At 30.7% G+C, this 23,193-nt stretch carries 23 protein-coding genes and 1 pseudogene; 3 read left to right on the top strand and 21 right to left on the bottom strand.

Going from position 1 to position 23,193, the window contains the following annotated elements; all coding sequences use genetic code 11:
- Positions 1 to 287: 287 nt before the first annotated feature.
- The 4 genes from BG262_RS05795 to BG262_RS05780 form a co-directional block, all read right to left on the bottom strand.
- On the bottom strand, positions 288 to 746 hold the full coding sequence (locus BG262_RS05795) for a DIP1984 family protein (RefSeq protein ID WP_070787929.1): 459 nt from the start codon (positions 744 to 746) through the stop codon (positions 288 to 290).
- Between the two features lie 84 nt (positions 747 to 830).
- Positions 831 to 1,508 carry a DUF554 domain-containing protein gene (locus BG262_RS05790; RefSeq protein ID WP_070787928.1) on the bottom strand — a complete coding sequence of 226 codons (678 nt, stop codon included), beginning with the start codon at positions 1,506 to 1,508 and terminating at the stop codon, positions 831 to 833.
- Between the two features lie 114 nt (positions 1,509 to 1,622).
- Complete coding sequence (locus BG262_RS05785) at positions 1,623 to 3,125, bottom strand: carboxypeptidase M32 (protein ID WP_070787927.1); 1,503 nt, start codon at positions 3,123 to 3,125, stop codon at positions 1,623 to 1,625.
- 209 nt (positions 3,126 to 3,334) lie between these two features.
- Positions 3,335 to 3,757 (bottom strand): IS1096 element passenger TnpR family protein, encoded by a 423-nt coding sequence (locus tag BG262_RS05780; RefSeq protein WP_083312916.1) that lies wholly within the window; start codon positions 3,755 to 3,757, stop codon positions 3,335 to 3,337.
- A 189-nt stretch (positions 3,758 to 3,946) separates the two neighbouring features.
- Between BG262_RS05780 and BG262_RS05775 the strand changes: the two genes are divergently transcribed.
- Positions 3,947 to 4,321, top strand: coding sequence for a VOC family protein (locus BG262_RS05775; protein ID WP_070787925.1), 375 nt, complete (start codon positions 3,947 to 3,949; stop codon positions 4,319 to 4,321).
- 196 nt (positions 4,322 to 4,517) lie between these two features.
- Here the strand turns inward: BG262_RS05775 and BG262_RS10915 are convergent, their stop codons facing one another.
- The 10 genes from BG262_RS10915 to BG262_RS05725 all read right to left on the bottom strand — a co-directional run bounded on the left by BG262_RS10915 (position 4,518) and on the right by BG262_RS05725 (position 13,207).
- Positions 4,518 to 5,471, bottom strand: a complete 954-nt coding sequence (locus BG262_RS10915) for a DUF6287 domain-containing protein (RefSeq protein WP_070787924.1) — start codon at positions 5,469 to 5,471, stop codon at positions 4,518 to 4,520.
- Positions 5,472 to 5,994: 523 nt separating this feature from the next.
- A complete protein-coding gene (locus BG262_RS10770) occupies positions 5,995 to 6,150 on the bottom strand; it encodes a hypothetical protein (RefSeq protein WP_158006652.1) in 156 nt (51 codons plus the stop codon).
- Positions 6,151 to 6,243: 93 nt separating this feature from the next.
- The gene (locus BG262_RS10395) at positions 6,244 to 6,663 is read right to left on the bottom strand and encodes a GyrI-like domain-containing protein (RefSeq protein WP_083312915.1); all 420 of its coding nucleotides are present in this window, start codon (positions 6,661 to 6,663) and stop codon (positions 6,244 to 6,246) included.
- Between the two features lie 5 nt (positions 6,664 to 6,668).
- The gene (locus BG262_RS05755; protein ID WP_070787923.1) at positions 6,669 to 7,022 is read right to left on the bottom strand and encodes a DUF952 domain-containing protein; all 354 of its coding nucleotides are present in this window, start codon (positions 7,020 to 7,022) and stop codon (positions 6,669 to 6,671) included.
- A 49-nt stretch (positions 7,023 to 7,071) separates the two neighbouring features.
- Positions 7,072 to 7,671, bottom strand: a complete 600-nt coding sequence (locus BG262_RS05750) for a sugar O-acetyltransferase (protein WP_070787922.1) — start codon at positions 7,669 to 7,671, stop codon at positions 7,072 to 7,074.
- A 7-nt stretch (positions 7,672 to 7,678) separates the two neighbouring features.
- Complete coding sequence (locus BG262_RS05745; RefSeq protein ID WP_070787921.1) at positions 7,679 to 8,074, bottom strand: GNAT family N-acetyltransferase; 396 nt, start codon at positions 8,072 to 8,074, stop codon at positions 7,679 to 7,681.
- An 83-nt stretch (positions 8,075 to 8,157) separates the two neighbouring features.
- On the bottom strand, positions 8,158 to 9,936 hold the full coding sequence (locus BG262_RS05740) for a DUF262 domain-containing protein (protein ID WP_070788082.1): 1,779 nt from the start codon (positions 9,934 to 9,936) through the stop codon (positions 8,158 to 8,160).
- Positions 9,937 to 9,938: 2 nt separating this feature from the next.
- Positions 9,939 to 11,228 (bottom strand): DUF262 domain-containing protein, encoded by a 1,290-nt coding sequence (locus BG262_RS05735; RefSeq protein WP_233278836.1) that lies wholly within the window; start codon positions 11,226 to 11,228, stop codon positions 9,939 to 9,941.
- A gap of 232 nt (positions 11,229 to 11,460) precedes the next feature.
- Positions 11,461 to 12,414 (bottom strand): helix-turn-helix transcriptional regulator, encoded by a 954-nt coding sequence (locus BG262_RS05730; RefSeq protein ID WP_070787919.1) that lies wholly within the window; start codon positions 12,412 to 12,414, stop codon positions 11,461 to 11,463.
- On the bottom strand, positions 12,407 to 13,207 hold the full coding sequence (locus BG262_RS05725) for an LD-carboxypeptidase (RefSeq protein ID WP_070787918.1): 801 nt from the start codon (positions 13,205 to 13,207) through the stop codon (positions 12,407 to 12,409). The genes BG262_RS05730 and BG262_RS05725 overlap by 8 nt, the downstream gene beginning before the upstream one ends.
- A gap of 111 nt (positions 13,208 to 13,318) precedes the next feature.
- Here BG262_RS05725 and BG262_RS05720 point away from each other — a divergent pair, with 111 nt between their 5' ends.
- Positions 13,319 to 14,401, top strand: a complete 1,083-nt coding sequence (locus tag BG262_RS05720; protein WP_233278823.1) for a DUF4947 domain-containing protein — start codon at positions 13,319 to 13,321, stop codon at positions 14,399 to 14,401.
- Positions 14,391 to 14,810 (top strand): hypothetical protein, encoded by a 420-nt coding sequence (locus BG262_RS05715; protein ID WP_143602659.1) that lies wholly within the window; start codon positions 14,391 to 14,393, stop codon positions 14,808 to 14,810. Before BG262_RS05720 ends, BG262_RS05715 begins: the two co-directional genes overlap by 11 nt.
- 332 nt (positions 14,811 to 15,142) lie before the next feature.
- Here BG262_RS05715 and BG262_RS05710 read toward each other — a convergent pair whose 3' ends face one another.
- The 7 genes and pseudogenes from BG262_RS05710 to BG262_RS05685 form a co-directional block, all read right to left on the bottom strand.
- Complete coding sequence (locus BG262_RS05710) at positions 15,143 to 15,646, bottom strand: cupin domain-containing protein (RefSeq protein ID WP_070787915.1); 504 nt, start codon at positions 15,644 to 15,646, stop codon at positions 15,143 to 15,145.
- A 443-nt stretch (positions 15,647 to 16,089) separates the two neighbouring features.
- Positions 16,090 to 17,448, bottom strand: a complete 1,359-nt coding sequence (gene rlmD, locus BG262_RS05705; RefSeq protein WP_070787914.1) for a 23S rRNA (uracil(1939)-C(5))-methyltransferase RlmD — start codon at positions 17,446 to 17,448, stop codon at positions 16,090 to 16,092.
- Positions 17,449 to 17,573: 125 nt separating this feature from the next.
- Positions 17,574 to 17,800, bottom strand: a pseudogene (locus BG262_RS10390) (MazG nucleotide pyrophosphohydrolase domain-containing protein).
- Positions 17,801 to 17,917: 117 nt separating this feature from the next.
- Positions 17,918 to 19,237, bottom strand: a complete 1,320-nt coding sequence (locus tag BG262_RS05700) for an LCP family protein (RefSeq protein WP_070787913.1) — start codon at positions 19,235 to 19,237, stop codon at positions 17,918 to 17,920.
- Between the two features lie 31 nt (positions 19,238 to 19,268).
- The gene (locus tag BG262_RS05695; protein ID WP_070787912.1) at positions 19,269 to 20,141 is read right to left on the bottom strand and encodes an MORN repeat-containing protein; all 873 of its coding nucleotides are present in this window, start codon (positions 20,139 to 20,141) and stop codon (positions 19,269 to 19,271) included.
- A gap of 123 nt (positions 20,142 to 20,264) precedes the next feature.
- Positions 20,265 to 21,260, bottom strand: coding sequence for a GNAT family N-acetyltransferase (locus BG262_RS05690; RefSeq protein WP_070787911.1), 996 nt, complete (start codon positions 21,258 to 21,260; stop codon positions 20,265 to 20,267).
- Positions 21,257 to 23,167, bottom strand: coding sequence for an ABC-F family ATP-binding cassette domain-containing protein (locus tag BG262_RS05685; protein ID WP_070787910.1), 1,911 nt, complete (start codon positions 23,165 to 23,167; stop codon positions 21,257 to 21,259). Before BG262_RS05685 ends, BG262_RS05690 begins: the two co-directional genes overlap by 4 nt.
- Positions 23,168 to 23,193: the final 26 nt, after the last annotated feature.

The raw sequence follows: 23,193 nt of genomic DNA, 5'->3' as shown, positions 1-23,193 counted from the left end.
TATACTAGTGTGGTCTAAATTATTCACGCTGTCAAATTAATGATATTAAAAATACAAAAGCTACCTAGTAAAACCAGATAGCCACCCCAAACCCAACCTCAAGTATAAATTGATGCATAGTCGTAATATGTAATTTGTAAACTTTCCACATGGAAGTGTCTATTGAAATGTCAAATGTAACGATAAACTGTTATTAAAATGACTTCGTTTCAGTCTCCATTGTAGTTTGAATCTTTACCGTAGATACAGGACGGACACATCCATTTTTATACTCGCACACTAAATTCCTAAACTTCCACTTCTACATTCCAATTTTTTTCTTGGATTTTCGCATCAATTTCTCTTAATTTTTTAGCAACTTGATCTTTTTTCTTATGTAGGTCTGCAACATCAACTGTCACGATATCTTTAATTTCTGAATTAGAATATCGATGTACTTTTTCAGATGCTTGATTGATTACTGAGGTATAAAAAAGGTGTTGTCTTCTTAATCCTTCACGTGCAACAAGTACTTGAGCTAAAGTTTGTCCCTTATCCATAAGAGTTTCTTGATTTGCTTTTTCGATGGTTTCTACAACTTTAACTAATCTTTTGTTAGTCTCTTCAAACTGCTTAATTAACACTAAAGGATCAATTTCTGGTGTATCACCTTCCTGTATACGAACTACTGAATTTATTCTTTCTTTAATTTCAGCAAGTTTCATCTGAATATCTTTTCGCTCCATCAAGAGTTCTGCAAGTTTCATAATTCCACCTCTTCACATTTCATATTGTTACTTAAATACTAGTACATGGCCACAAAAAAAGCAAGAAGATTCTTGCTTGGCTGCTTAGAAAAAGTTTATTATTGTAAACCATACTATTGGAATTAATAGTGCTGGAAGTAGGTTCATACTCTTAAATTCTTTGATTTTCAAGATTGATAGTCCTGACGCAAAAATGAGGAATCCTCCTACAATTGAAAGTTCTGCCATAAATTGTGGTGTCATAAATGGCTCTAGATATCTTGCTCCTATGAAAATTGATGTCTGCCATGTAAATAATACAGGTGCTACAAATATCATACCTACTCCATAGGTTGCTGCAAGGGCAATGAATGTTATAAAATCAAGAGTTGAATTTGTAAAGAGGTAAGTTTGATTATTGTTCAATGCACTTTCAATCGGACCAAGGATTGATAGAGATCCCATACACGAAAGTAAGATTCCAGTTGAAATACCTGTTCCTAAATTACCAAGTGAAAATAAATCTAGAAGTTTAGTAAATTTACCATCCAAATTCCAAATTTCTCCAAGTAATGAACCGACAGCAAGTGAAACTACGAACAGAACAGGGTAAACACTTTTAGGCATATTTGAAACAACTGCGTTTATACCTAAACCAAGCGCTGCAAGACCCATAGCTGCCATAAGGCTATCTTGATATTCTTCCTTTACTCCTTTTTTAAAGACTCCCCCAATAACACTCCCCAATGCTATTGCTAAGGTATTAGTGATTATACCTATCATTTTAATTCTCCCATTCCTTAAATATTAAGTTAAAAATATAATAAATGCACATAAAAAATGAAAAAGAGATTTTCGAGAAAAATCAAAATCTCAATTTCATATAATCAAATTATCTTATTTTACTTTATATACACTGTAATATATTTCTTTCAAGTAATCAAGTAGATATTGAGGATTTAATTCCTCACCAGTCGCATCCATGATTAATTGATTTGGCTTACGAGATGCTCCGTATTGATGTATATGTTCAGTTGACCATTTTCTAATTGGTGAATAGTCATCACTTGCAAGTACAGCATCCACATCAACATCATTCTTCATAGCATTATGAAGTTGAGCAGCATACATATAACCTAGGGCATATGATGGGAAGTATCCAAAATCTGCTCCAGACCAATGGACATCTTGTAGGATACCGTCAGCATCATTTTCAGGTCGAATACCTAGATACTCTTCATATTTATCGTTCCAGATTTGAGGAAGATCATCAATATTAATATCTTCATTGATAATCATCTTTTCAATCTCATAACGGATAATAATATGCAGTACATAAGTCAAAGTATCAGCATCTACACGTATTAGGCTTGCTTGAGTTTTCTTGAGCGAATCATAGAAGTCATCAAATGAAATATCATCGAATGTACCTTCAGCACATTCTTGGAAGAATGGATATTGTTTTTTCCAAAATTCACGGTTGCTTCCGATGATAATTTCATTGAAAAGCGATTGTGATTCGTGGATTCCCATTGAAGTTCCTGATAGAGCTGGTGTATATGCATACTTACTATCAATATTTTGCTCATACATACCGTGACCTGCTTCGTGAATTACCCCAAATACCCCTGCTGGGAAAAATTCTTCATCCCAACGAGTTGTAATACGAATATCATTATTGTTAATCCCAGTCATATATGGGTGAACTGTATTATCTAAACGACCACTAGTAAAATCAAATCCTAGATCAGCAACTACTTGTTTTACAAATTTACGTTGTTGTTCTTCAGTCATTTTACGATTTAAGAAATCTGTATTTGGTTCTGTTCCTTCTTTGGCTAAAACTTCACGAATTTCCATAATCCCATCACGGACTTGATTAAAAACTTTATCAAGTTTTTCTGAAGTCATTTTTGGTTCATATTTGTTTAGAAGGACATCATAGTCAGTTGCTTCATCTTTTTTCCAATATGGAAGTAGCTCTTTAACAATACGAATATTTTCAGCTAATTCATCACGATATAGTGAAAAGTCACTTGCTGTACGAGCTTTGTGCCATGCACTGTAAGCTTTTGAAGTCGCACGTGAGAAATCACGCATTAAATCTGCAGGTACTGCATTATTTAATTCATAATCTTCCTTAACTAGTTCAAATGCTGCTAGTCCAACTTCTGACAATTCTTTCTTATGCTCTTCATCAGAAAAATATTCTACTGCTTCTTTGATTTTAGGACCAACTGATTTTTCAAAAGCAAGTCCAGCCAAGTAGCTTTCTACTTCTCCACGATCTTCTGCAGCCTTATCTGGCATTCCAGTTGAACTATCCCAGTTAAGAACAGTCGATGCTTGATTTATTAAATTAATTTCTTTTAATTCTTGTAAAAATTCTTGTTCAGTCATAATACTTCCTTACTAATAATTTATAAAGACTATTTTATCACATATTTAGAAAGTTAAAAATACAATTAATCCTTAAATATTAACCATTTGATATTTATTTTTCTAGTTCAATTCCACGAACTCCGTACTTATCTTATTCCTTTGAATAATAATAATCCATATCATGAGGACTTGCAGATTCTATATCTTTGATACCACATTCTATAATATTAAATGGTTCTGAATTTAAATTCATTTACTTTAGGTAAAGTCGAAAGTGATACTTCTTCACGTTCAAATTTTTTCAAAACAAGATTGACCTGCCATCCATCCCCAAAATCATAGTTGAACACAAATCTGTCACCTACACTGTTTTTCAAACTTGATATCTTTGTATCAGAAGGATCAAGAGTTATAGTATGACTTCCATAGAAATCATCATCTTCAAATTTATACAATTTATCCATAAATAAAAAATTATTCTTATTCAATTCTATATAGTCATCCATAAATTTATTTGGAAATTCATTTTTTATTTTTTCAGAGATGCTTTCAAAATTAAAATGCTTTAGTGAAAATAAGTGATATGCTCGCATTTCAAACATGGTCATTAATGCGTATGAAAGTTCCGCAATAGTTTTCTCACCATTAATCTGGAAAGTGCGTCACATTTTAGGTTCATATTCATCAAGTTCCGCATAAAAAAGTTAATATATCATGTTTAGCCATAATTCAGTCTCCTTATTTATTACTAGTATTATATCATTTTTAATTCATGAAAAATCTCTATGTATATGATATGATGTCCTTATAAAATTTATTTTAATAGGAGGTTATATATTATGAAATTAGGAATGGTAGAAATAATAACAGATGATATTAAAGAGTCACTTAAATTTTATGAATTACTAGGTTTTTCGATTTTACTTAGAGATACTGAATATTGTATCTTCTTAAATAATAAAGGAGTAAAACTTTCGCTTAGTACTCCTAGTTACCATGAGTCAATCTACGGATCTATTCCAATGTCATCTGGAAGCAAAATCGATCTTGCCTTCTTATGTGATTCAGCTCAAGATGTTGATGATCTATGTCATAAACTTACTAATGCAGGTATCAAAATTTTTCAACAACCTGTTACAAATAAGTTGGGTGAGCGTTTTGCGATGGTTGAAGATCCTGATGGTAATCTATTAAGAATATATGCTCAAAGTTAAGATAATATTATACAGCCAATGGCTGTATTTTTTTTTGAAATTATTAAAATATTCCTCTCTTAACTTTCTTTTTCCAATATGGATTTTCGCTTATTTATATAATTCGATAAAAACAATACCATAGATATAAAAAAAAGATATCAGTTCTATGATTGATATCTTTATCTATATAAATTTCTTTTATATTTTTTGAATACTACTGACGGTAATAATATTCATCTGCAGGATAATTTCCACCATTTTGAGCAATAATCAATCTTGGCTTATTAGAATCAGATTGATCTCCATCTGGATTCTTAAAGCCAATTTTAAAAAGCCCGATTGCTGCTCCATTGATACCTACATATGGAATCTTACTTGTTTTATCTGAATCTTTAACAGCGTGTAATGACCCATATTTATTTGTAGTCCCATCAGCATTTATTGTAATTAAATTACCTTTACCATTTTTCCATGTTCCGACTAATGTAGAAAAATCGCCATTGTTGATAGCTGAAATATCTAAATCTGCATTATTTTGTGAAGTATTTTCAGTAGGTGCTTGTACTTCTTCTGAAGAGCGATAGTAATATTCGTCTGCTGGAAAATTATTTGAGCTTTGGGTAATAATTAATCTTGGTTTACTAGAGTCAGATTGATCTCCATCTGGATTTTTAAAACCGATTTTAAAAAGCCCTATTGCTGCCCCAGTCTCGCCATTACTAATGCCTACATATGGAACCTTACTAGTTTTGTCAGAGTCTTTAACAGCTTTAATTGTCATATTGCCGTTTGTAGTTCCATCTGCATTTATTGTAATTATATTCCCTTTTCCATTTTTCCATGTACCAACAAGAGTAGAAAAATCGCCATTATTAATTGCTTGAATATCTAAATCACCATCTGTAATAGTAGGTTGTTGTGCGTTGCTTCCAGTTTCACCATTCTGATCATTTTCAGAATTTTGTACATCTGAACTTTGAACATCTGAATTATTATCAATTTCACTTTCTGGAATAGTTGAGTTGGTAGTTGAAGCTGTACTTGATTTTGTACTTGATATTGAAGTACTTGATGAAGTTGATGTTTTAGCATCTGACTTCTTGTTTGAGCACCCAGCAGCGGCTAATAAAACTACAACTGATAGAAATATAATTTTTTTATTTTTCATTTTAATTTCCAATACCCTCTTACTTATTGATTTTATGCACTACGCATTAAAATTAGCAAATAAATCTCCCCATTTTCATAACAAATACATATAATATGTAATATGTGAATGCTATCTTAAAATTTTCTTTTCGTTACGATAAATAATTTATATTTTTAGTTTAAAAATTTTTATATATAATTAATACTTTTCAGTTATCAAATATTACAAATGTAATATTGAAAAATTTTTCTAATTTCAGGATAATACTTATGAAAAGAAAAATCTTGATTTACCACTAATGTATATTTTGATAGATACAGACTGTTACTCTAGACTTAGTTATAAATAAAATTTAAACTTTAAACTTTAGCCTCCCCCTTTTAACTTTTTATCTTTCTTTATACAATTATTACATTATTACAATCATATGTCAATAATTTTATAAATATTTTTTTATTGTTTAAACATCGATATACACATATATAGAGATTTCACAGCTTCAAAATAAAAGCACCAACTTTATCAGCTGGTACTACCTATATTATTTATTAAAAATCTTTGGACCTTTACGCATGTTTGTACGGTCGTTTTTAGGTGATGGCATAGTTTTTGAACGACCACCGCCTTGTTTATTTTTGATAATTTCCGCCATTTTTTCCTTTGCAGTCATTGGCTTATCATTTGTTTGATTTGTCATGAATCCTTATTACCTACTTCTTAAAATTTAAATCACTCATGGAAATGATGAATATATTCATTATATAGGATAAGCGCTCATATATAAAGAGATTTATTTTTTTATTGGTATCCAAAGCTCCATTTTATAGTTGACATCCATTCGATTTCCACAGTAGTATACTTCGATGTTAGAAGTATAAGCGAGGTCGAAATTTTTTATAGCATAATCCCACGCGCTTGGAATTGTTTCATTCGCTGGTCCTACAAGTCCAAAAATCACATATGTAGCAGCATCAACCACTATTGGCTGAAAATCCTTAACTCTATCTTCTTCAGTAAGTGGAACACAAATCGTATAGGTAAATTCATTATCCATAAAATCTGAACTTACTCCGTAAGTAATACCATCATAATTTTTATTTTTTTCATAAAATTTCATCCAAAAGATAGAAAAATCAGTTTCAGTATTAACTTTTCCACAAGATTTGCCTAAGAATTTTTGTTCCTCTATATTAATGATTTTATAATTCATCTACATCACTCATCTTCAAATTTTATAAATTCTTTATTTTTGATATATTGTCCTTCTTCGTCCCTTAAATAAGGAAGAACATCTACAATAGCATCATTATTAATGAGTCCATAAACATGAGGAAAAAGTTTTCCAGTATTCTCTGTATCTTCATATACAACTTCAGATTCTAATTGATCTTCATCAATGCAAAGAATTACTAACTCATCTTCAACTTCTTCAAAAAACTTAGTTACACGCCAAAATAATTCAATAGTTGAACAGTGAATAAAGCCATCTTTTGCTAGTTCTTCTTCACCCCATGAAGTTTTATTTTTTCGGTCTTCCCAATCGGTTTTCTTTATGCAATGTAAAATCATATAATCTCCATTTTTTCTAATATTAGTTATCTAAAGTCAAATAAATAAATTAATATTGATCAGGCTCAAAACCTGTCTTATCTTCGTTTGTAATTTCCCTAATAAGCCTACACGGAACTCCTGCTGCAATGACGTTTGCAGGAATATCACTTGTGACTACACTTCCTGATCCGATTATTGTGTTACTACCAATATTCACACCTGGATTAATATGAACTCCTGCACCAATCCAAACATTATCTCCAATTGTAACTTTCTTAGCATAACATGCACCTGTAGCACGCTCTCTGGCATCAATAGCATGATTTGTAGTGTAAATACCTACTCGAGGACCAAAAAGTACATTATCACCTACCTCGATTCCTCCACCATCTAGCATTACACAATCAAAGTTGGCATAAAAATTCTTCCCAAGCGAGATATTGTAGCCAAACTCGCAGCGAAAGGTTGGCTCAAAATATGCACCAGTACTAACCTTCCCAAGCAATCTTTTTAGGATACCTTCTCTTATTTCTGGGCCTTGTCCGAAAGAAGCATTGTATTCATTTGTCAATAAAACTGTTCTCTCGCGTGCCTTAATAAGCTCTGGTGTTAAATCATTGTAGATTTGTCCGGATAAAATATGTTGTCTTTGTTCTTCTAAATTCATGAATATCTCAATCTTTTCTAGGTGTAAAAAATGCGTTACTAATATTTTTCAGACCAACTTTTGGGTAGTATTCCATTGCACTCGGAGCAGATAAGAGAAGAAAGGCAACAGTAGATCCAAGATCCTCTTTAGTTTTATCTATTAACTTTTTCCCGATACCTTGCTTTTGGTAATCACTGGCAACAGCTAAGTCAGACATATAGCAGACAAAGGAAAAATCCGTAAGACTCCTTGCTACTGCAACTAGCCTATCACCATCCCATGCAGTCCAGATAAGATTTGAATTATCTAGCATTGCCTGAAGTCTTGGGATATCATTTACAGGTCGATTAATGCCTGAACTAATCAAGACCTGACGAAAAGCTTCAACAGAAATTTTTTCGTTTCTTTTATATTCAATCATATTGATGGCTCCTTATTCTTTTTGTTAATTATACAATAAAAACCCTTAACTTTCGTTGCTAAAATTAAAGGTTACATTTTCAGTTAAAACTTTTTAGTTTCACGATCTAAGATTTCGAACATTTGATTTTTATGAATTTGTGACAGCTCCTTCGTCCACTCCATATTGTTCTTTTCCATCATAATATACATTATTTTAAGCTTCCAACTTTGGTTAATAACACTACTGTATGTACTTACTTTACCTGCAGGCATCGTATTACTAAATTTTGAATTTCCAGAAACTGTTATTAAAGCAAGATTACCAAATGAATTCAAACTTTCATAATCCCATTTTTCATTCTCTGATGGATTTTGCGGATAGAAATGCTCAATAGAATTCCTAAACTGGAATTGCCAATTGCCTTCTAATTCTATTTTTTTCCCTTGATATGTGTAGCTGTCTCTATATATCAAATAATCTAAATACGTGAAAATAATTCTATCAAATTTGAATCCAGTTGCATTTTTATAATCAGAATTTATCACCTTCTCAATAGCATATTTTTCTAAAATATTTATGAGATTAATTTCAGTTCCATCTACTAACTTTTTCAATATATAAGAGATCCAATGCATGGTCTTAGGAGAAGTATAAGTTACGCGCAATGCAGACTGAAGAGTTCTCAATTGACTATTATCTCCATTTATGGTTGCTTTGTAAATAGCTTTTAAACTTCGGTTATTTGTATTTTTTTCTATTTTTTTAAGTGACCACTTCCCCGAATCTTCATAAGATGACAAAAATTCTCTCTTAATAATATATTTATCAAACAAAACTCTAAGCTTTAACAAATTAAAAATAAAGTTTTTAGCAGAATTTTCATCCCTCCAATTTTCTTCTAAATTTGACAGAAAATTAATATCATCAAGTGATGAATCCTGCTCGTCTAAACTTGCTATCACAGCATTTACTTGGAGCAAAAAATTAGGAAAAGATATAATTGATTCAAATCTTTCATTCTCTGAATTCTCCGAATCTAAAGAGTTCTCCTCATAAGCATTAAATTTAGTAGTATGATTCTTTATAATTTCTGATAGTTTTTGTCTATTAATTCCACTAACATCATTATTTTCATTATTAAATAAAGAACTCAAGGAGTCAAAATCACGTATTTCTTCCTTTAAATTAGACCATGAATCATCAAATAATTTTCCTCTTATAAGTGGAGTGAAGTTCATCTGAATATATGAATCCATATCTGCACAACTATCCCATATTTCTGAAGCAACTCGCATATCATTTTGTTGTAAGTTCCCTAGAATACTAGCTTTAGCGATTTCATGGAGTTCTAACTGTTCACCTCGGGTATTCATAATTTCAAAATAATGATTCAAATCAATTTTTTCAGGAACTTGTATCCTTACTAACTTAATATCTTCTAGTTTTTTAATAAAATTATCTTTATCTATACTAGGATTGCTTAGAAAATAATTTTCTATGATTCTATATCCATCAACAATTTCTGTAGACATAAATTTCTCATCAAAATCCTCATCACATAAATGTCTAAGTGTTTTATTTGATTTTTCTCTTGCTTCAAACTTCAAACTATCAACCGAAAAAGGCACTTTTAAATATTTTTCAAGCAAATACAATGTAGTCAATCTTTGCTGACCATCAATTACCTCATATAAAAAATTGTCTTTTTTGTTTACAATTAGATTGCCTAAAAAATAAATATCCTCTGCTGATTCTATATCATAAATAAGCTGTTCAATATGTTCAACTTTCCAAGCATAATTTCTTTGATAAATAGGTATTTCATAGAAATCATTCCTAAATATTTCTGATACTGAAATAAGTTTTAAATTATCAACCATTTTTACCATCCGTTTATTTTCTTAATTTTATTAAATATTTCTTCATATTTTTTATTAGATATATCAGTAACTTCTTCAAATATTATTGCAGTTAATTCTCTTGGACAATTCATTTCATTGATCATATTAAACATGTCTATTTCTTTATTAATTCGATCATGCTTTCCTTGTGCATACTTGTTTATTGTCTCCTTATAAACTGCTTGCATCTTTAACCTAATGGAATAACTCCAAGTATAAAAGAAGTCCATCACATTGATATCCATATTTTCAATACCAAATCGATCTGCAAAAAATTGCAAAACAGATAAAAATAACTGGTAAACATACCTATCTCCACTATTTTTTGTTGGAATTTCTTCTTGTGAATAATTATTTTTAACTCTATCTTCAATCTTTTTTAAAAGTTCTAAATAATGAACAGTCCATTTGAAAAATCTATCTCCTGCAACAATAGGTTGATTTAGTTGAAATTGATTAATTTGTTCACTTTCAAATAATTCATTTATTCCTGTTGAATTTAATTGTTCAATAAATAAATTACTTGATTTATGATAAATTGAATAATTAAAATTATTATTTTTCTTTATTCCTTTAAAATTTGAAATATCTTTTATTGAATAATTTAAACCATTTTTGTTTTTATACCACTGAGTAATTGGAAATAAAAAAATTCTAAACAGTTTATCAAGTTTATTTTGATCTATATTTTCCCACTTAGAAATTACATTTATTTTTTTCTCCTCAGAATCGCTATTCATTTCTCTCAAATGGTATGATTTTAACAAATCGTGAGGATTTAATGCTTTCCCTCTTGTATTTTGAGAATCAAAAAACTGAAATGCCTCTTGCTGTTCATCAGTAACGATCTTTACAAGTGTACAATTACCTAACAAGTAATTTTTAAACTCACTTTTATTTACTTCTTTTACTAATTTCTTTAACAAACTTGAATTTCTATTTATATTTTCAACCGAAAGATTAGAATATTCCTCATCTAATAATTTGTTATTTTCATTTAAATAATAAAGTAAAATTGACAACGTTGTAATACGTTGTTGCCCGTCCACAATATTGTAATATTCACCGACTTTATGAAGAATGATTGTACCTAATCTGTATTCTTCAATATTCTTACTAAAAGCATTTTTAATATCTGAAAACATCGTACTGACTGACTCCGTTGACCAAGTATACGGTCTTTGGTATTCTGGGATTTTCAAATTCATATCAAAAAGCTCACTAATATTACATATATTCAGTTCTTCTTCTAATAATGCCAAACTTCTCACCACCTATTTTTTATACAATTTATAATATTATTTTCAATTTTTAGTCCATTTATTTCATAATTAACAACAGTTTTTGTAAGTAGCCAATTTCCTTTTCCATCTCCTAACTGATTTATATAAATCATATCACTTGCCGTAGATTTTCTCCTTCATAATTTTAAATTATCAATTGATAAATATATTATACATCATTACATAGACATATATTGTCTACCCAAAGAAAAAAGACTGCTTAGCAATCATTTTCTTCATACTTATTAACGAATTTTTGAAAAAATTCTCTAATTTCATTAACTAAAAAATCAGGATATAAAACTTTTAATCCTTCTGACTGACTAAAAATCCATCGCATTAAGCCAGGAGTGTATTGAGTTTCAAAATCTAATATTGTTTTATCATTATTTTGAGAAAGTATTCTAGCATTAGGAAATTGGTCTTGAACAATCGTTGGATCGTAATTAAACTCTACTTTTACTGTGATTTTTTTCCCCGAAAATGCGTCAACTTTTAGATTTCTATTATCTCCATCGCGATATTTATTACCATATGAAATATTTGGTTTGATATCATTAACTTTTTCAAAAGATATTATTCTATCAATTTTAAGAGTTGGATGTCGTTCACGATTGATACTTAATGCCTCTATATAAAAATAATGAGAATCATAATAAAGTGCCATAGGAAAAATTTTATAAGTTTGTTCTTCTCTATAAGGGCTCTTATAAGTAACATTTATCACTTCCTCTTTTATTATAGATTCAGATAAAGCCCATATCTTATCAATTCTATCTTCCTCACAAGTTATTGGAACATAGTTCAGTTTTTCACTTCCAATAATATCAGTTATTTCTTTTTTCTCATCCTTAGTAACCAATGAAAGTAAATTATCTATTAACTTATCATTTTCTTTTTTATTAAAAGCACGATTTTCTAACAATATTTTAATAATAACAAGGATATCTTCTTTTTTTAATACAGATTTATCTGAAATAAAGTATGAGTTATTCTTTCGTTCTAGTTTTGAAGAATAATTTGATTCTTCTTCAATAAACTGCTCAATTAAACTAAAATCTCTTTGAATTGTCCTCTCATCTTTTTTGAATTCTCTACATAGTTCTTTTTTACTTAACTGAATTCCTTTATTGAGTCTTGTATATATTTTTAAAATTCTTTCTTGACTATTCATTTCTTATTTCAATCTCTTTCCCAATCAAAATTGCTTTTGAGTCTCTTGCATGGCCGATTTCACAAGTCTTTGCTATTGGCATATTGGGACCCACAAATTCTTGAACAAGTTCATTCATATTAGGACTACAATTTTCCTTTTCCATTTCTGTGAATGTTCCAAGGATTATTCCGTTAATCTTTTCAAAAACTCCCATTGAACGCAGCTGAGATAGATAAGTAATCATCTGAGGGACTCTCCCTCCTAATGATTCCAATAATAAAATTTTACCATTCATATCTGGAAAGTATTTTGTACCTGTAAGTTTTAGGAAGCAACGAATATTACCACCAACAACGGTTCCTTCAATACCTTGACCTTGAATAATTTCAAATTTGGGTTTAAAAAGGCTATCAGGTTCACCATGCAAAATATTCTTTATTTGATATAGAACGCTTGATTTGCCAGTCTGACTGTAAATTGCATTTATTACTGTAGTCAGATCACTGTATCCCCAAAAGACTGCCTGACTTTTCCTAATAATTTCAAAATCCAGGTAATCAAGAAGTTCATTTGCCATATCACCACCAGAAATATCATAAATATTAGTAACATCTGGATTAGAAAAGAATTTCATGAGTTCATATGCACGTTCTTTTCCACTACTAGAAAATCTATTTTTCTCTTCATAAATACATTTACTAATCAGTAAATTTCTACCATCATTTCTTAAAAGCTCAAAATGTTTTTCATTTGACTCTCCAGATGAAAGACTTAGTGGATTTGAACATGCTACAATTGCTATTGATTTCATTGGACTCCTTTCAAGTAATTTTCTTCATTATACTATTTTTAGAAATTATCAGCTAGAATGATTATGTATTGAAAATAAAATTATATTTTCTCTTGTAGCAAGAATATGTAAATGATATCATTATTTAAATTAATCATGTTTGATGGGAGTTTTATGGACAATTTCAATTGTAAATATTGTGGTAGTAGTCAATTTAAGAAAACCAAGATAGGTCAGGAGTGCTTATATTGCCATGCCGTTTACGAAAAGGATAATGATAGTACCGAATTATTTATAAAGAATCACAAAAGTAAAAAAATAAATAAAATATTCCTTTTCATTGCTGGATTGTTTGTCTTTATTTCAATTACTGCTTTTGTATTTAGTAAGTTAACGAATTTTAATTCACATAAAGATAAAGTAACTTCAAGCTCAACATCTTATTATAAAAATACAACTAGTAATAGTTCTAGAACGGATATTATAAAAAACACTTACGATGATAATCTGCTTAAAAATCCTGATCATAGTGTTAAGGTAGCTGAACTTTCTTTAGTACAATCTGAAATTGATTTAGCACGGGCGTCAGTAAAAAAATATGGTGGCGACGATACTAAAAAATTTGAAAAATTATTGGATGAAGCTCAAAAAGAGCATGACGAACAAATAAAAAATAGAGTTGTAACTCCACCTAAACCTGATATGATCATTGATAACCCCGACTCTGAATTTTCAATTACAACCTATTATAGGGAAGGAGGATCATTTTTAGCATATAATGGTGACTACAACCAATATACTAGTCAAGATATAATTAATTTATGGGGACATCCGGATAAAGTAATTACGGATCCAGATAAGATAAAAAAAAGTTTATCAATAGATTTTGGAGAAAATAAACATCCCAACAACTATGAAACTAAAGTACTCCAAGAGCAATGGAAAGGTGGGAAGATTACTTGGAGAGAACTTAGATCATTTATCGCTCAGGTAAACGATAGCACATATGGTACTTACTCTAAAGAGTTCATATACGAAAGTCAGGGAAAACCAAATGTATATTTTGAAAATGATAATGTTTCATATGTAACTCCGATTTTAAGATATGTATTCTTCCCACGACTTCCTGAAAAATATCCCAAAGAGGGACTCGGAAAATATCCTGATGATTTTCCTTCAAACTATGGAATGGATGGATATTATCATGAAAAATAAGGAATGTAGAAATTGTGGAAGTACTCAATTTCACGAAAAAAATAGAATATGGTACTGTGATTATTGCAAAACACCGTACCCGACTCCAATAATTGAGGAATCTAAAGCAGTTGAATTTTCTCCTATAAAAAATAAAGTATTCATTCCCAAATCTATCGCAATATTTCTTTTAACAACTATCTTCGTTTCATTCTTTATTCTAGAAAAAAAATATAATTTGAAGGATACTGAAACAATAGAGACGACTCCATCAACTCGTATTAACTTTGGTATTGGAGAGTCCAATGAAAGAAAATTTCCCAGAAAATGGACACAAGAAATATATGACGATATCAGAATAGCTAGACAAAAATATGATTCAAAAACAGGAAAATATATTTTTGATGGTGGAGATAATTACAAAGATTAAAAAAAAATTGTCGGTGCTCCATCAAATAAAGAAGTACAAAGAGCCGACTATGGTTATCCTGAAAGGATATATGCTACTTGGAATAAATCTGAAGATAATACTTTAAGTAAAGCAATATATATAACTTATGATGCAAAAACATTTATGATTTTAGATAAAAGCATTTTCTAAAAACAACCCCAGTTCCCTTAATTGTTTAATCTTGGGAATTAGGGTTGCTTTATTTTTTAATCATGGTTAATTTTTAGTTTACAACATTAAATTTCTACTAATTTTACTATTTATAAAATTAAATATATTGACTAAAACATATGTTTGCGGATATCATTTTCTTATTTATATATTTTTTCACCTGTGAATTTTTTAATTTCCTCACTAATATTTGGAAATCTTTTTAACATTTCTTTTTGTTCACCCAATATAAAATCTTTTTCCATATAAGAAGGCGACATTGTTGTTCCCATCAATGTATATCCAAAGGCCCCACCATTTTTTATTCGAGCACCTTGCCATGTATTTTTTCTGATTAAAACTTGAGGAGTTTCCCCATCCAATAGATTAGTTCCTAGCTTACTGATTTTATGTTGACCAGTTTTATCATCAATTTGAAGAATTTCCACGGTATCACCATAATAATAATGCCATATTTCATCCGCCGAAAGTTTATGCAAATGTGAAAATGAATCTTTTGTTAAAAAATAATATATTGCTGAACCACATCTTCTATTTTCATAAGTTTCTTCGCTAAGATATGTTTGAGCAACTAAACCTCCCTCATTTACTAAAGGAACTAAGTTTAGTGTAAAAATAATCTCGTCAATTGTCATTTTATCCATTAAAATTCTCCTAAATACTGTTAACTAAATCTTAATATATTAAAGTTATTAATACAATGAAATTTTAAAACTAATATTTTTTCACAAAAAAAGGAATGCTGTAATGCACTCCTTCTATTAATTATATTTTTAGGTATTATAAACCGTAGGTTTCTTCAAATCATACTTCGCTTGTGCTCGCATTCTTTGGAAACTCTGCCACGGCTAGCACTTGCTATTTACTTCGTAAATAGAGAGACTAGCTCGGCCGTAGCTTTATTCCAATCAGTCTTCGTTCTTAGTCTCGACTTCTTGGTAAAACCTGCCATGGTTGGTATCTATCATTTACTTTGTCGCTTAGCTCCTTGTAAATAATGATACTAATTCAGCCGTAAGTTTCTTCAAATCATACTTCGCTTATGCTCGTATTCTTTGGAAACTCTGCCACGGCTAGCTCTTGCTATTTACTTCGTAAATAGAGAGACTAGCTCGACATGATGGGTTTGTGGGAATAGGTCTACTGGTTGTACTTTTTGGAGTTTATAGCCTTCTTCTTCGAATCGTAATACATCACGCGCGAATGTTGATGGGTTACATGATACATAGACGATGCTACGTGCTCCTGTTTTTGTAGCTGACTTGATGAATTCTTCGTCTAGTCCTTTTCTTGGTGGATCAACAAAAATTACATCTGGCTCTATTCCTTCTTCAAGCCATCTTGCCATTGTAGTTTCAGCTTTTCCAACTGTAAAGTCAACGTTCTTGATGTCATTTAGTTCAGCGTTTTTACCAGCGTTAATTACTGCAGATTCAACCGTTTCTACACCATATACTTTTTTAACCTTGTCAGCAACTGAAAGTGCAATTGACCCAATACCAGAATAAGCATCAATTACCACGTCATCTTCTTTTAAATCAGCGAAATCGATAGCCTTTTGGTAAAGTTTTTCGGCCATTTCAGTATTTACTTGATAAAATGATGGTCCTGAAATTTGATATGTATTACCAAGCATTTGGTCTTCAATATATTCCTTACCATAGAGAACAAACCAATCTGGTCCAAATAAGGCATTCCCATGACTTTCATTAACATTTTGCATAATAGACACGATGTTAGGGAATTTCTCAGTCAAGGCATCAACAATCTGGTCGATTCTAAAAATCTTTTTCTTAGTAGTGATAAGCGTCACCATGATCTCACCAGAATGATGTCCACGTCTTACCATAATATTGCGGATAAGACCTGTCTTGTTGATTTCATGGTATGGTTTGATATCAAAGCGACGTAGCAAGTCACGAGTATAGAGAACCACTTGGTCGATTTCTTTATCTTGGATCAAAAAGTCTTCTACTGGTACTAGATCATGAGAATTTTTTCTGAAGAATCCAGTTTCAGTTTGTCCATTAACTCGACGAACTGGAATCTGTGCCTTATTGCGGTATCCAGTGTTATTTTCAGTTCCAAGAGTATCCATCACTTTGATATCGTTCTTCTTAGCAACTTTTGAAAGTACTGTTTCAACTTGCTTTTTCTTGAAATCAAGCTGTGCTGGATAAGTTAGATGGCTAATATCCGCAATACCTGTACGTAGGTATTGACTATTAACATCGCCTACACGATCATCAGATTCTTTTACATATTCTTCTACTTTACCATATCCAAAGTTTTTGCCAGTTTTCATAACTCGCATTTTAATCACTTCACCTGGAAGGGCATTTTCTACAAAGAAGGGATAGTTGTCAATTTTGGCAACTCCTGCGCCTTCATGTGTTAAATCAATTACTTCTACTTCGACAATGTCGTTTTTATTAAAATTATTCATAACTATATTGTACCACAGAATAAAACAAAAAAGTTTCTTACTGTCTTATATAAGAACTCTATTTATCACTATTGTTTTTCACCATCATTTTTATAGACACGTTTTTCATTTATTGCCATCTTTTTTTAAACTTCAGCTTCTAAATCAACATCTAACATTTCAGAAATTCCTAGTAAAAAGATAGCAACATCTGCTAGTTCTTCTTTAATATTTTCCTCATCATCCTTAAGCCATGCTTTGAAAAGTTCATTTGTCTCCCCATATAAACAAAGAAGTTCAAATTTTATATCACTTGTGTTAAATCCATGTGATTTATCTTATTTTGTAAAACTCTTTTTTGTAATTCTTTCATACAATCTCCTTTTCTCTTAGAAAAATTATATCAAAAAAAACTTGCAAATAGATTTTTACATCTATGTACAAGTTTCAATTTTCTAGAGTTATTATCTAACTTGATAAAAGTATATAATTACTCACCAAATGTATCTTTTAATTTTGCTTTATATTTATCAAAATCGACTAATAATGCTGCTCCACCATACTGGTCTTCAACATCTTGCCAATCACCTAATTCCGGAACAGTATAACTTTCTATGCCCTTACTAGCATTAAGAATTGCTGGAATTCCTTTGGTAATTACAGTAGTGTTTGGTACATTAGTAGATGTTAAAGCTTTAATTGTCCCAATAGCACTTGGTCCAGTGAATAGAGTTGCTGGATTTTTAGCTTGAGATATTATTGCTTCAAGAACTTGTTGTTGACGTTTTGTACGGCCAAAGTCTCCTTCATCATCCTTGCGGAAACGTGCATAGTTAAGAAGTGTTCTTCCATCCATACGTTGCTTCCCTACTTTAATAGTTTGTTTTGGATCCAAATTATTCGGCCCATATCGAAGATCATCTGGTACTTCAACCTGCTTAACTTTTTCTCCGTCAACAGTAGAAAATTGTGCATCAATTTTTACACCTGCTGGGAAAAGTGAATCTATTACTTCTGCAAAACTGCTGAAATTAACCATTGCATAGTACTCAGCATCAATGCCAAAGTTCTTTTTAATCGTTTCTCTTGTTAGATCAGCACCTTTATGATTATCTTGTTCACCTAAATTATAGGCAAGATTTAACTTGCTATCTGGATAACCTTCGTAACTGAATCCAGGTATTTCAACAAGTGTATCACGCATGAAACTGACAATCTTAACTTTCTTGTCAGGTCCACCAATCTGTAACATCATCATACTGTCACTTCTAGCATCATCTGTAGTTTGATAGTCACGTTGGTCAGTACCAAGAATTAAGATATTTGTTGCACCATTCTTAGCCTTTTTACCATTAAATTTTTCAACGCTAAAATTTGCAGTAGGAAGATTTTTTACACGAAAGTACCCATAAGCAAAGAATCCAATGATTAGAACTAATACAATAATTAAAAAATTTCTTAATCTTCGTAAAAAAGATTTCTTTTTCTTTGGCTTCTTAGATTTTTTTTCTTTAGGAATCTTTTCGTTTTCTAAATCCTTGTCATCTACTGAAGTATCTTCATCATAATTTGTTTCTATGTTAGATGTCTCTTCATATTTAGGTTCTGATTTACTGATAGTTTTTCGAATATTTGACTGAGCATTGCCTCTTCTATCATATTTGTGGAGTTCTTCAGTTTTATTTCCTTGATTTTCCAGCTCTTTTGCTTCAAGTCTTTTTAGTCTCTCCAGCTCAATTTTTTCATTTGCAGTAAGATATTTGAAATTTTTTTCTAAATAATCCTTCCGTCTTTTAAATTTTTGTTCCATTATTTCTTATAACCTCTAATCATTGTAAGTCTTACTTCTGTTCGTCAGTCAGTACTCCGTTTACAAAGTTTCCTTTTAAAACTTGACCATCAATTGCACTATATTCTCCATGACCATTTGGAATTCCTAGAGAAAACTCTCCCTTATATTTAGCATCATTTACAAATTTCAAATCGCCTTTATAAGTCAAACCATGTATATCCCATGCACCATTGTATGAATATTTTTCCGATTTACTTTTGTACTTTTCGTTTGAATAAGAGATTTTTTGATTCGATGGTAATATTATATCTGCCTTAATATGATTGCTAATTTCTCCATCAACTTTTGTTTTTGAACTTGCATCAACAAATTTAAATTTACCAGCTAATCTTCCGCCAGTGAAATTAGCATTTAATACATTACCGTTCTTAAATGTTATTTTAGCTGGTCCATTATAAGTTCCATTTTTAATCCTACCCTCATAGGTAAAATCATCATTTACAATTTTTTTAGCGGAGTTTCCAATAGAAAAGACATCTAAAGATATTACCGCAAAAGCTACCATTAAAACTGCACTTACTACCATAAAGATATTTGTATAGAAATTTAACTTAGTTGATTTATTTTTTGATATATATTTCTTTGCTGACTCGGTTTGAGTAATTAAACTCTCATCTTCATCTTGCTCGTTTATATAATTATCAGTTTCGTCTAATACATTATCTTGCCCTAATACCTTAGTATCATTATTTAAGTTTTTGTCTTCTACAAAAGATTCGCTCATTGATTGAAATTCGAACTCTTTATCATCTTTTTCAAATGAAATTTCTGCCCAATCTACTGAATCATTTACTTCTTCACTACGTTTATTAAGTGCTTCCTCTTGAATCTGAGCAAGCTTCTCTCTTAAATTATCACTCATATCATCTATCTCTTATATCTTACTCGTATTTTTTTGTTTTATATCCTAACCTTCTTAGTCAGTATTTTAAATTATATCATAATATTATTCAAAAATAAAAGATAGACCAAAGTTCTATCTTTTTTAAAAATATTCTCTAAGAATCACATTTTCTTGTTTCAACATTTCTTGTGTGAATTTACCAATTGATAATTTCCTAATTTCCCCATCACCAATTCCATAAATTCCATTATTTTCAGGTAATTGTTCATCTACAATTTCTACTCTACCTTTAATGATAGGTGATGTTTTCATAAATTCCTCCATATTGACAATTCTTGCCATCATATATGGATTTAACGAAATTCTTGCTTGGGATGGTTCAGACATTTCCCATTCTATTATTTCTTTTTCTGATGCTTTATATTTTACGCTTTCAAAAGCACTTGCATGGCTTGAAACGAAGAAATAAAGTGCATCTTTAGCTTCATCAGTTAAAAAAGTGAGCTCACGAATTACAAAGTTATTGCTTGAAAATTCATAAATTATATAACCAACTGGTAGATCATTTTCATAATATACAGCAAAGTTTGGTTTACTTTTATATTCAAAATAATATGACCACTGATCCTGTGTACGATTCACGCTTCCATTCTCACCAACTAACTTATGAATTTTGTTCATTTGTGGAAGTGCTTCTTTAAAATTGTGGCGAGCAACCTTACCACTTCCCTTTAGCCCCCTAGGAAAATACTGGAACGGTATTTCATATGTTTTTTGATTAAACACATACTCATAACCAAATTTACGGTAAAAACTATAAGAAAAAGGGGCTAAATACGAAAATACTGTTCCTTGTTTATAGTTATCCTTCAAAATTTCAAGCATTAAATCAGAAACGTAACTCTTGCCTCTAAACTCTGGATAACTTGCTACATAGCCAATTCCAGACATTGATACATTTTTTCCCCCATAAAAAATGTTAAATTGAGAATCAATAATAGCACTTGTTAATTGCCCGTCTTGTTCATTCGTATATGCTTTTGAAAATGTTAATAGTTTATAAAACGCTTCATCACCACCCGTTGGTGTTTTATGAAAAGCATATTTCATTAAATCTAATAATTTTTCCTGACTCATAGTGATTCTAATTTCTCCATATTTTCTGTCCAAATTTCAAGCATATGAGCCTGATTCTCTTCAATTTTATCCAGATTATTTTGCAATTCAGCTAGCTTAACATGATCTTTTTCAATTAACATCATGTCATTTATTTTTTGAAGCTCTAAATCATTATTTTCCATTTGTTCTTCAGCACTAGCGATCTCACGCTCTATTTTTCTACGTTGTCTTTGAGATTCCTTTTGCAACTGATAATCATTTTCTTCAATTACAGTATTAGACTTTGTATTATTTTCTTGCTCAGCAAGCTCTCTTAATGCTTCTTCCTCAGCTTTTTTCTCAATATAATAATCGTAGTCACCTAGATACATTTTCCCACCATCATGACTCAATTCAAGTACCTTACTTGCCACCTTATTAATAAAGTATCTATCATGACTTACAAATAATAGTGTTCCATCGAAATCAATTAAAGCATTTTCTAAAACCTCACGACTATCTATATCTAAGTGGTTAGTTGGTTCATCTAAAATCAAAAAGTTATCATTTTGCATTGATAGTTTAGCCAAAAGTAATCTTGCTTTTTCCCCTCCACTTAACATTCCGACAGTTTTCTCAACATCTGAGCCAGAAAAAAGAAATGATCCTAGACGTGTCCTAATATCTGCTTCCGGAGTTAAACGGTTCTCACTCCAAAGCTCTTCTAATACTGTGTTATTTGGATTTAAATCTTTTTGTTCTTGGTCATAATACCCAAGAGAAACATTTGCACCTAATTTTGAATTTCCTTCAATAAAAGGGATTTGACCAATTATTGACTTAATTAGTGTAGTTTTACCAATACCATTTTCACCAACAATAGCGATCGAATCAAATTTTCTCTCTTCAAAATCTATTGGTTTACTCATAATTGAATCATAACCAATAGCAGCATCATCGACTGTTAAAACTACATTTCCACTTTCTTTATCAGGAACAAATGAAAAATGAACTGATTTTTCATAAGTAATAGGCTTATCAAGTACATTCATTTTTTCAAGTTGTTTACGTCTTGATTGTGCACGTTTTGTAGTACTAGCTCGTGCAATATTTTTATTCACAAAATCTTCAAGACCAGCTATTTCTTTTTGTTGTTTTTCAAATTGCTTAAGTTGACTTGCAAGTTTTTCAGCCCTCAATTCAACATATCTTGAATAGTTTCCAGCATAACGGCTCAATTCACCGCGTGATAACTCAAACGTTTCTGTAACAACCTTATCTAAGAAATATCGATCATGACTGACAATTAATAATGCTCCTCGATAATTCTTCAAATAATTTTCTAACCAAGAAAGTGTGTCAATATCCAAGTGATTGGTTGGTTCGTCAAGAATCAATAAGTCAGGACGTTCAACTAGCATTTTAGCTAGAGCAAGACGAGTTTTTTGTCCACCTGAAAGACTAGAAATAGGCATACTCCATGTTTCTTCTGGAAATTTAAATCCATTTAGTACACTTCTTATATCAGATTCATAAGTGAAACCATTAAGAGATCTAAATTTTTCTGTTAAAGAGTCGTAACGGGACATCAAAGAGTCCAATTCTTCGCCACTGACCTCTGACATTTGTAATTCCATATTACGGAGTTCTTTTTCCATGTTTATTAGATCATTAAATGATGATAGCATTTCATCATAAATATTTTTGTCTGATGAAAAATTACTATCTTGAGCTAAGTAACTCATTGATAAATTTTTAGCCTTAGAAATTTCCCCTTTATTAGGAGACTCCTCACCAGCAATTATTTTAAGCAGGGTTGATTTTCCTGCACCGTTTTTCCCAACAAGTGCAATTTTACTATTATCACTAATTGAAAAATTTATATTTTCAAAAAGGACATCTCCCCCAAAGTTTCGTTCTATATTATTTCCTTGTAGTAGTATCATTTTTTACCTCTTTAAAAAATATTATA

Origin of the sequence: Floricoccus penangensis (genome assembly GCF_001832885.1) — a bacterium.
GTDB classification, from domain to species: Bacteria; Bacillota; Bacilli; order Lactobacillales; family Streptococcaceae; genus Floricoccus; species Floricoccus penangensis.
The sequence above is the reverse complement of the archived record's forward strand: the minus strand, read 5'-3'. Positions and strand labels throughout refer to the sequence as shown.

Excerpts from the sequence above, each read along its gene's own strand:
- BG262_RS05745 (WP_070787921.1), bottom strand. The coding sequence starts at position 8,074 with ATGATTGAATATAAAAGAAACGAAAAAATTTCTGTTGAAGCTTTTCGT.
- BG262_RS05690 (WP_070787911.1), bottom strand. The coding sequence starts at position 21,260 with ATGAGTCAGGAAAAATTATTAGATTTAATGAAATATGCTTTTCATAAA.
- BG262_RS05775 (WP_070787925.1), top strand. The coding sequence starts at position 3,947 with ATGAAATTAGGAATGGTAGAAATAATAACAGATGATATTAAAGAGTCA.
- BG262_RS05740 (WP_070788082.1), bottom strand. The coding sequence starts at position 9,936 with ATGGTTGATAATTTAAAACTTATTTCAGTATCAGAAATATTTAGGAAT.
- BG262_RS05785 (WP_070787927.1), bottom strand. The coding sequence starts at position 3,125 with ATGACTGAACAAGAATTTTTACAAGAATTAAAAGAAATTAATTTAATA.
- BG262_RS05685 (WP_070787910.1), bottom strand. The coding sequence starts at position 23,167 with ATGATACTACTACAAGGAAATAATATAGAACGAAACTTTGGGGGAGAT.
- BG262_RS05790 (WP_070787928.1), bottom strand. The coding sequence starts at position 1,508 with ATGATAGGTATAATCACTAATACCTTAGCAATAGCATTGGGGAGTGTT.
- BG262_RS05755 (WP_070787923.1), bottom strand. The coding sequence starts at position 7,022 with ATGATTTTACATTGCATAAAGAAAACCGATTGGGAAGACCGAAAAAAT.
- BG262_RS05725 (WP_070787918.1), bottom strand. The coding sequence starts at position 13,207 with ATGAAATCAATAGCAATTGTAGCATGTTCAAATCCACTAAGTCTTTCA.
- BG262_RS05750 (WP_070787922.1), bottom strand. The coding sequence starts at position 7,671 with ATGAATTTAGAAGAACAAAGACAACATATTTTATCCGGACAAATCTAC.
- rlmD (WP_070787914.1), bottom strand. The coding sequence starts at position 17,448 with ATGAATAATTTTAATAAAAACGACATTGTCGAAGTAGAAGTAATTGAT.
- BG262_RS10915 (WP_070787924.1), bottom strand. The coding sequence starts at position 5,471 with ATGAAAAATAAAAAAATTATATTTCTATCAGTTGTAGTTTTATTAGCC.
- BG262_RS05700 (WP_070787913.1), bottom strand. The coding sequence starts at position 19,237 with ATGGAACAAAAATTTAAAAGACGGAAGGATTATTTAGAAAAAAATTTC.
- BG262_RS05710 (WP_070787915.1), bottom strand. The coding sequence starts at position 15,646 with ATGGATAAAATGACAATTGACGAGATTATTTTTACACTAAACTTAGTT.
- BG262_RS10395 (WP_083312915.1), bottom strand. The coding sequence starts at position 6,663 with ATGAATTATAAAATCATTAATATAGAGGAACAAAAATTCTTAGGCAAA.
- BG262_RS05715 (WP_143602659.1), top strand. The coding sequence starts at position 14,391 with ATGAAAAATAAGGAATGTAGAAATTGTGGAAGTACTCAATTTCACGAA.
- BG262_RS05795 (WP_070787929.1), bottom strand. The coding sequence starts at position 746 with ATGAAACTTGCAGAACTCTTGATGGAGCGAAAAGATATTCAGATGAAA.
- BG262_RS05730 (WP_070787919.1), bottom strand. The coding sequence starts at position 12,414 with ATGAATAGTCAAGAAAGAATTTTAAAAATATATACAAGACTCAATAAA.
- BG262_RS05695 (WP_070787912.1), bottom strand. The coding sequence starts at position 20,141 with ATGAGTGATAATTTAAGAGAGAAGCTTGCTCAGATTCAAGAGGAAGCA.
- BG262_RS10770 (WP_158006652.1), bottom strand. The coding sequence starts at position 6,150 with ATGACAAATCAAACAAATGATAAGCCAATGACTGCAAAGGAAAAAATG.
- BG262_RS05720 (WP_233278823.1), top strand. The coding sequence starts at position 13,319 with ATGATATCATTATTTAAATTAATCATGTTTGATGGGAGTTTTATGGAC.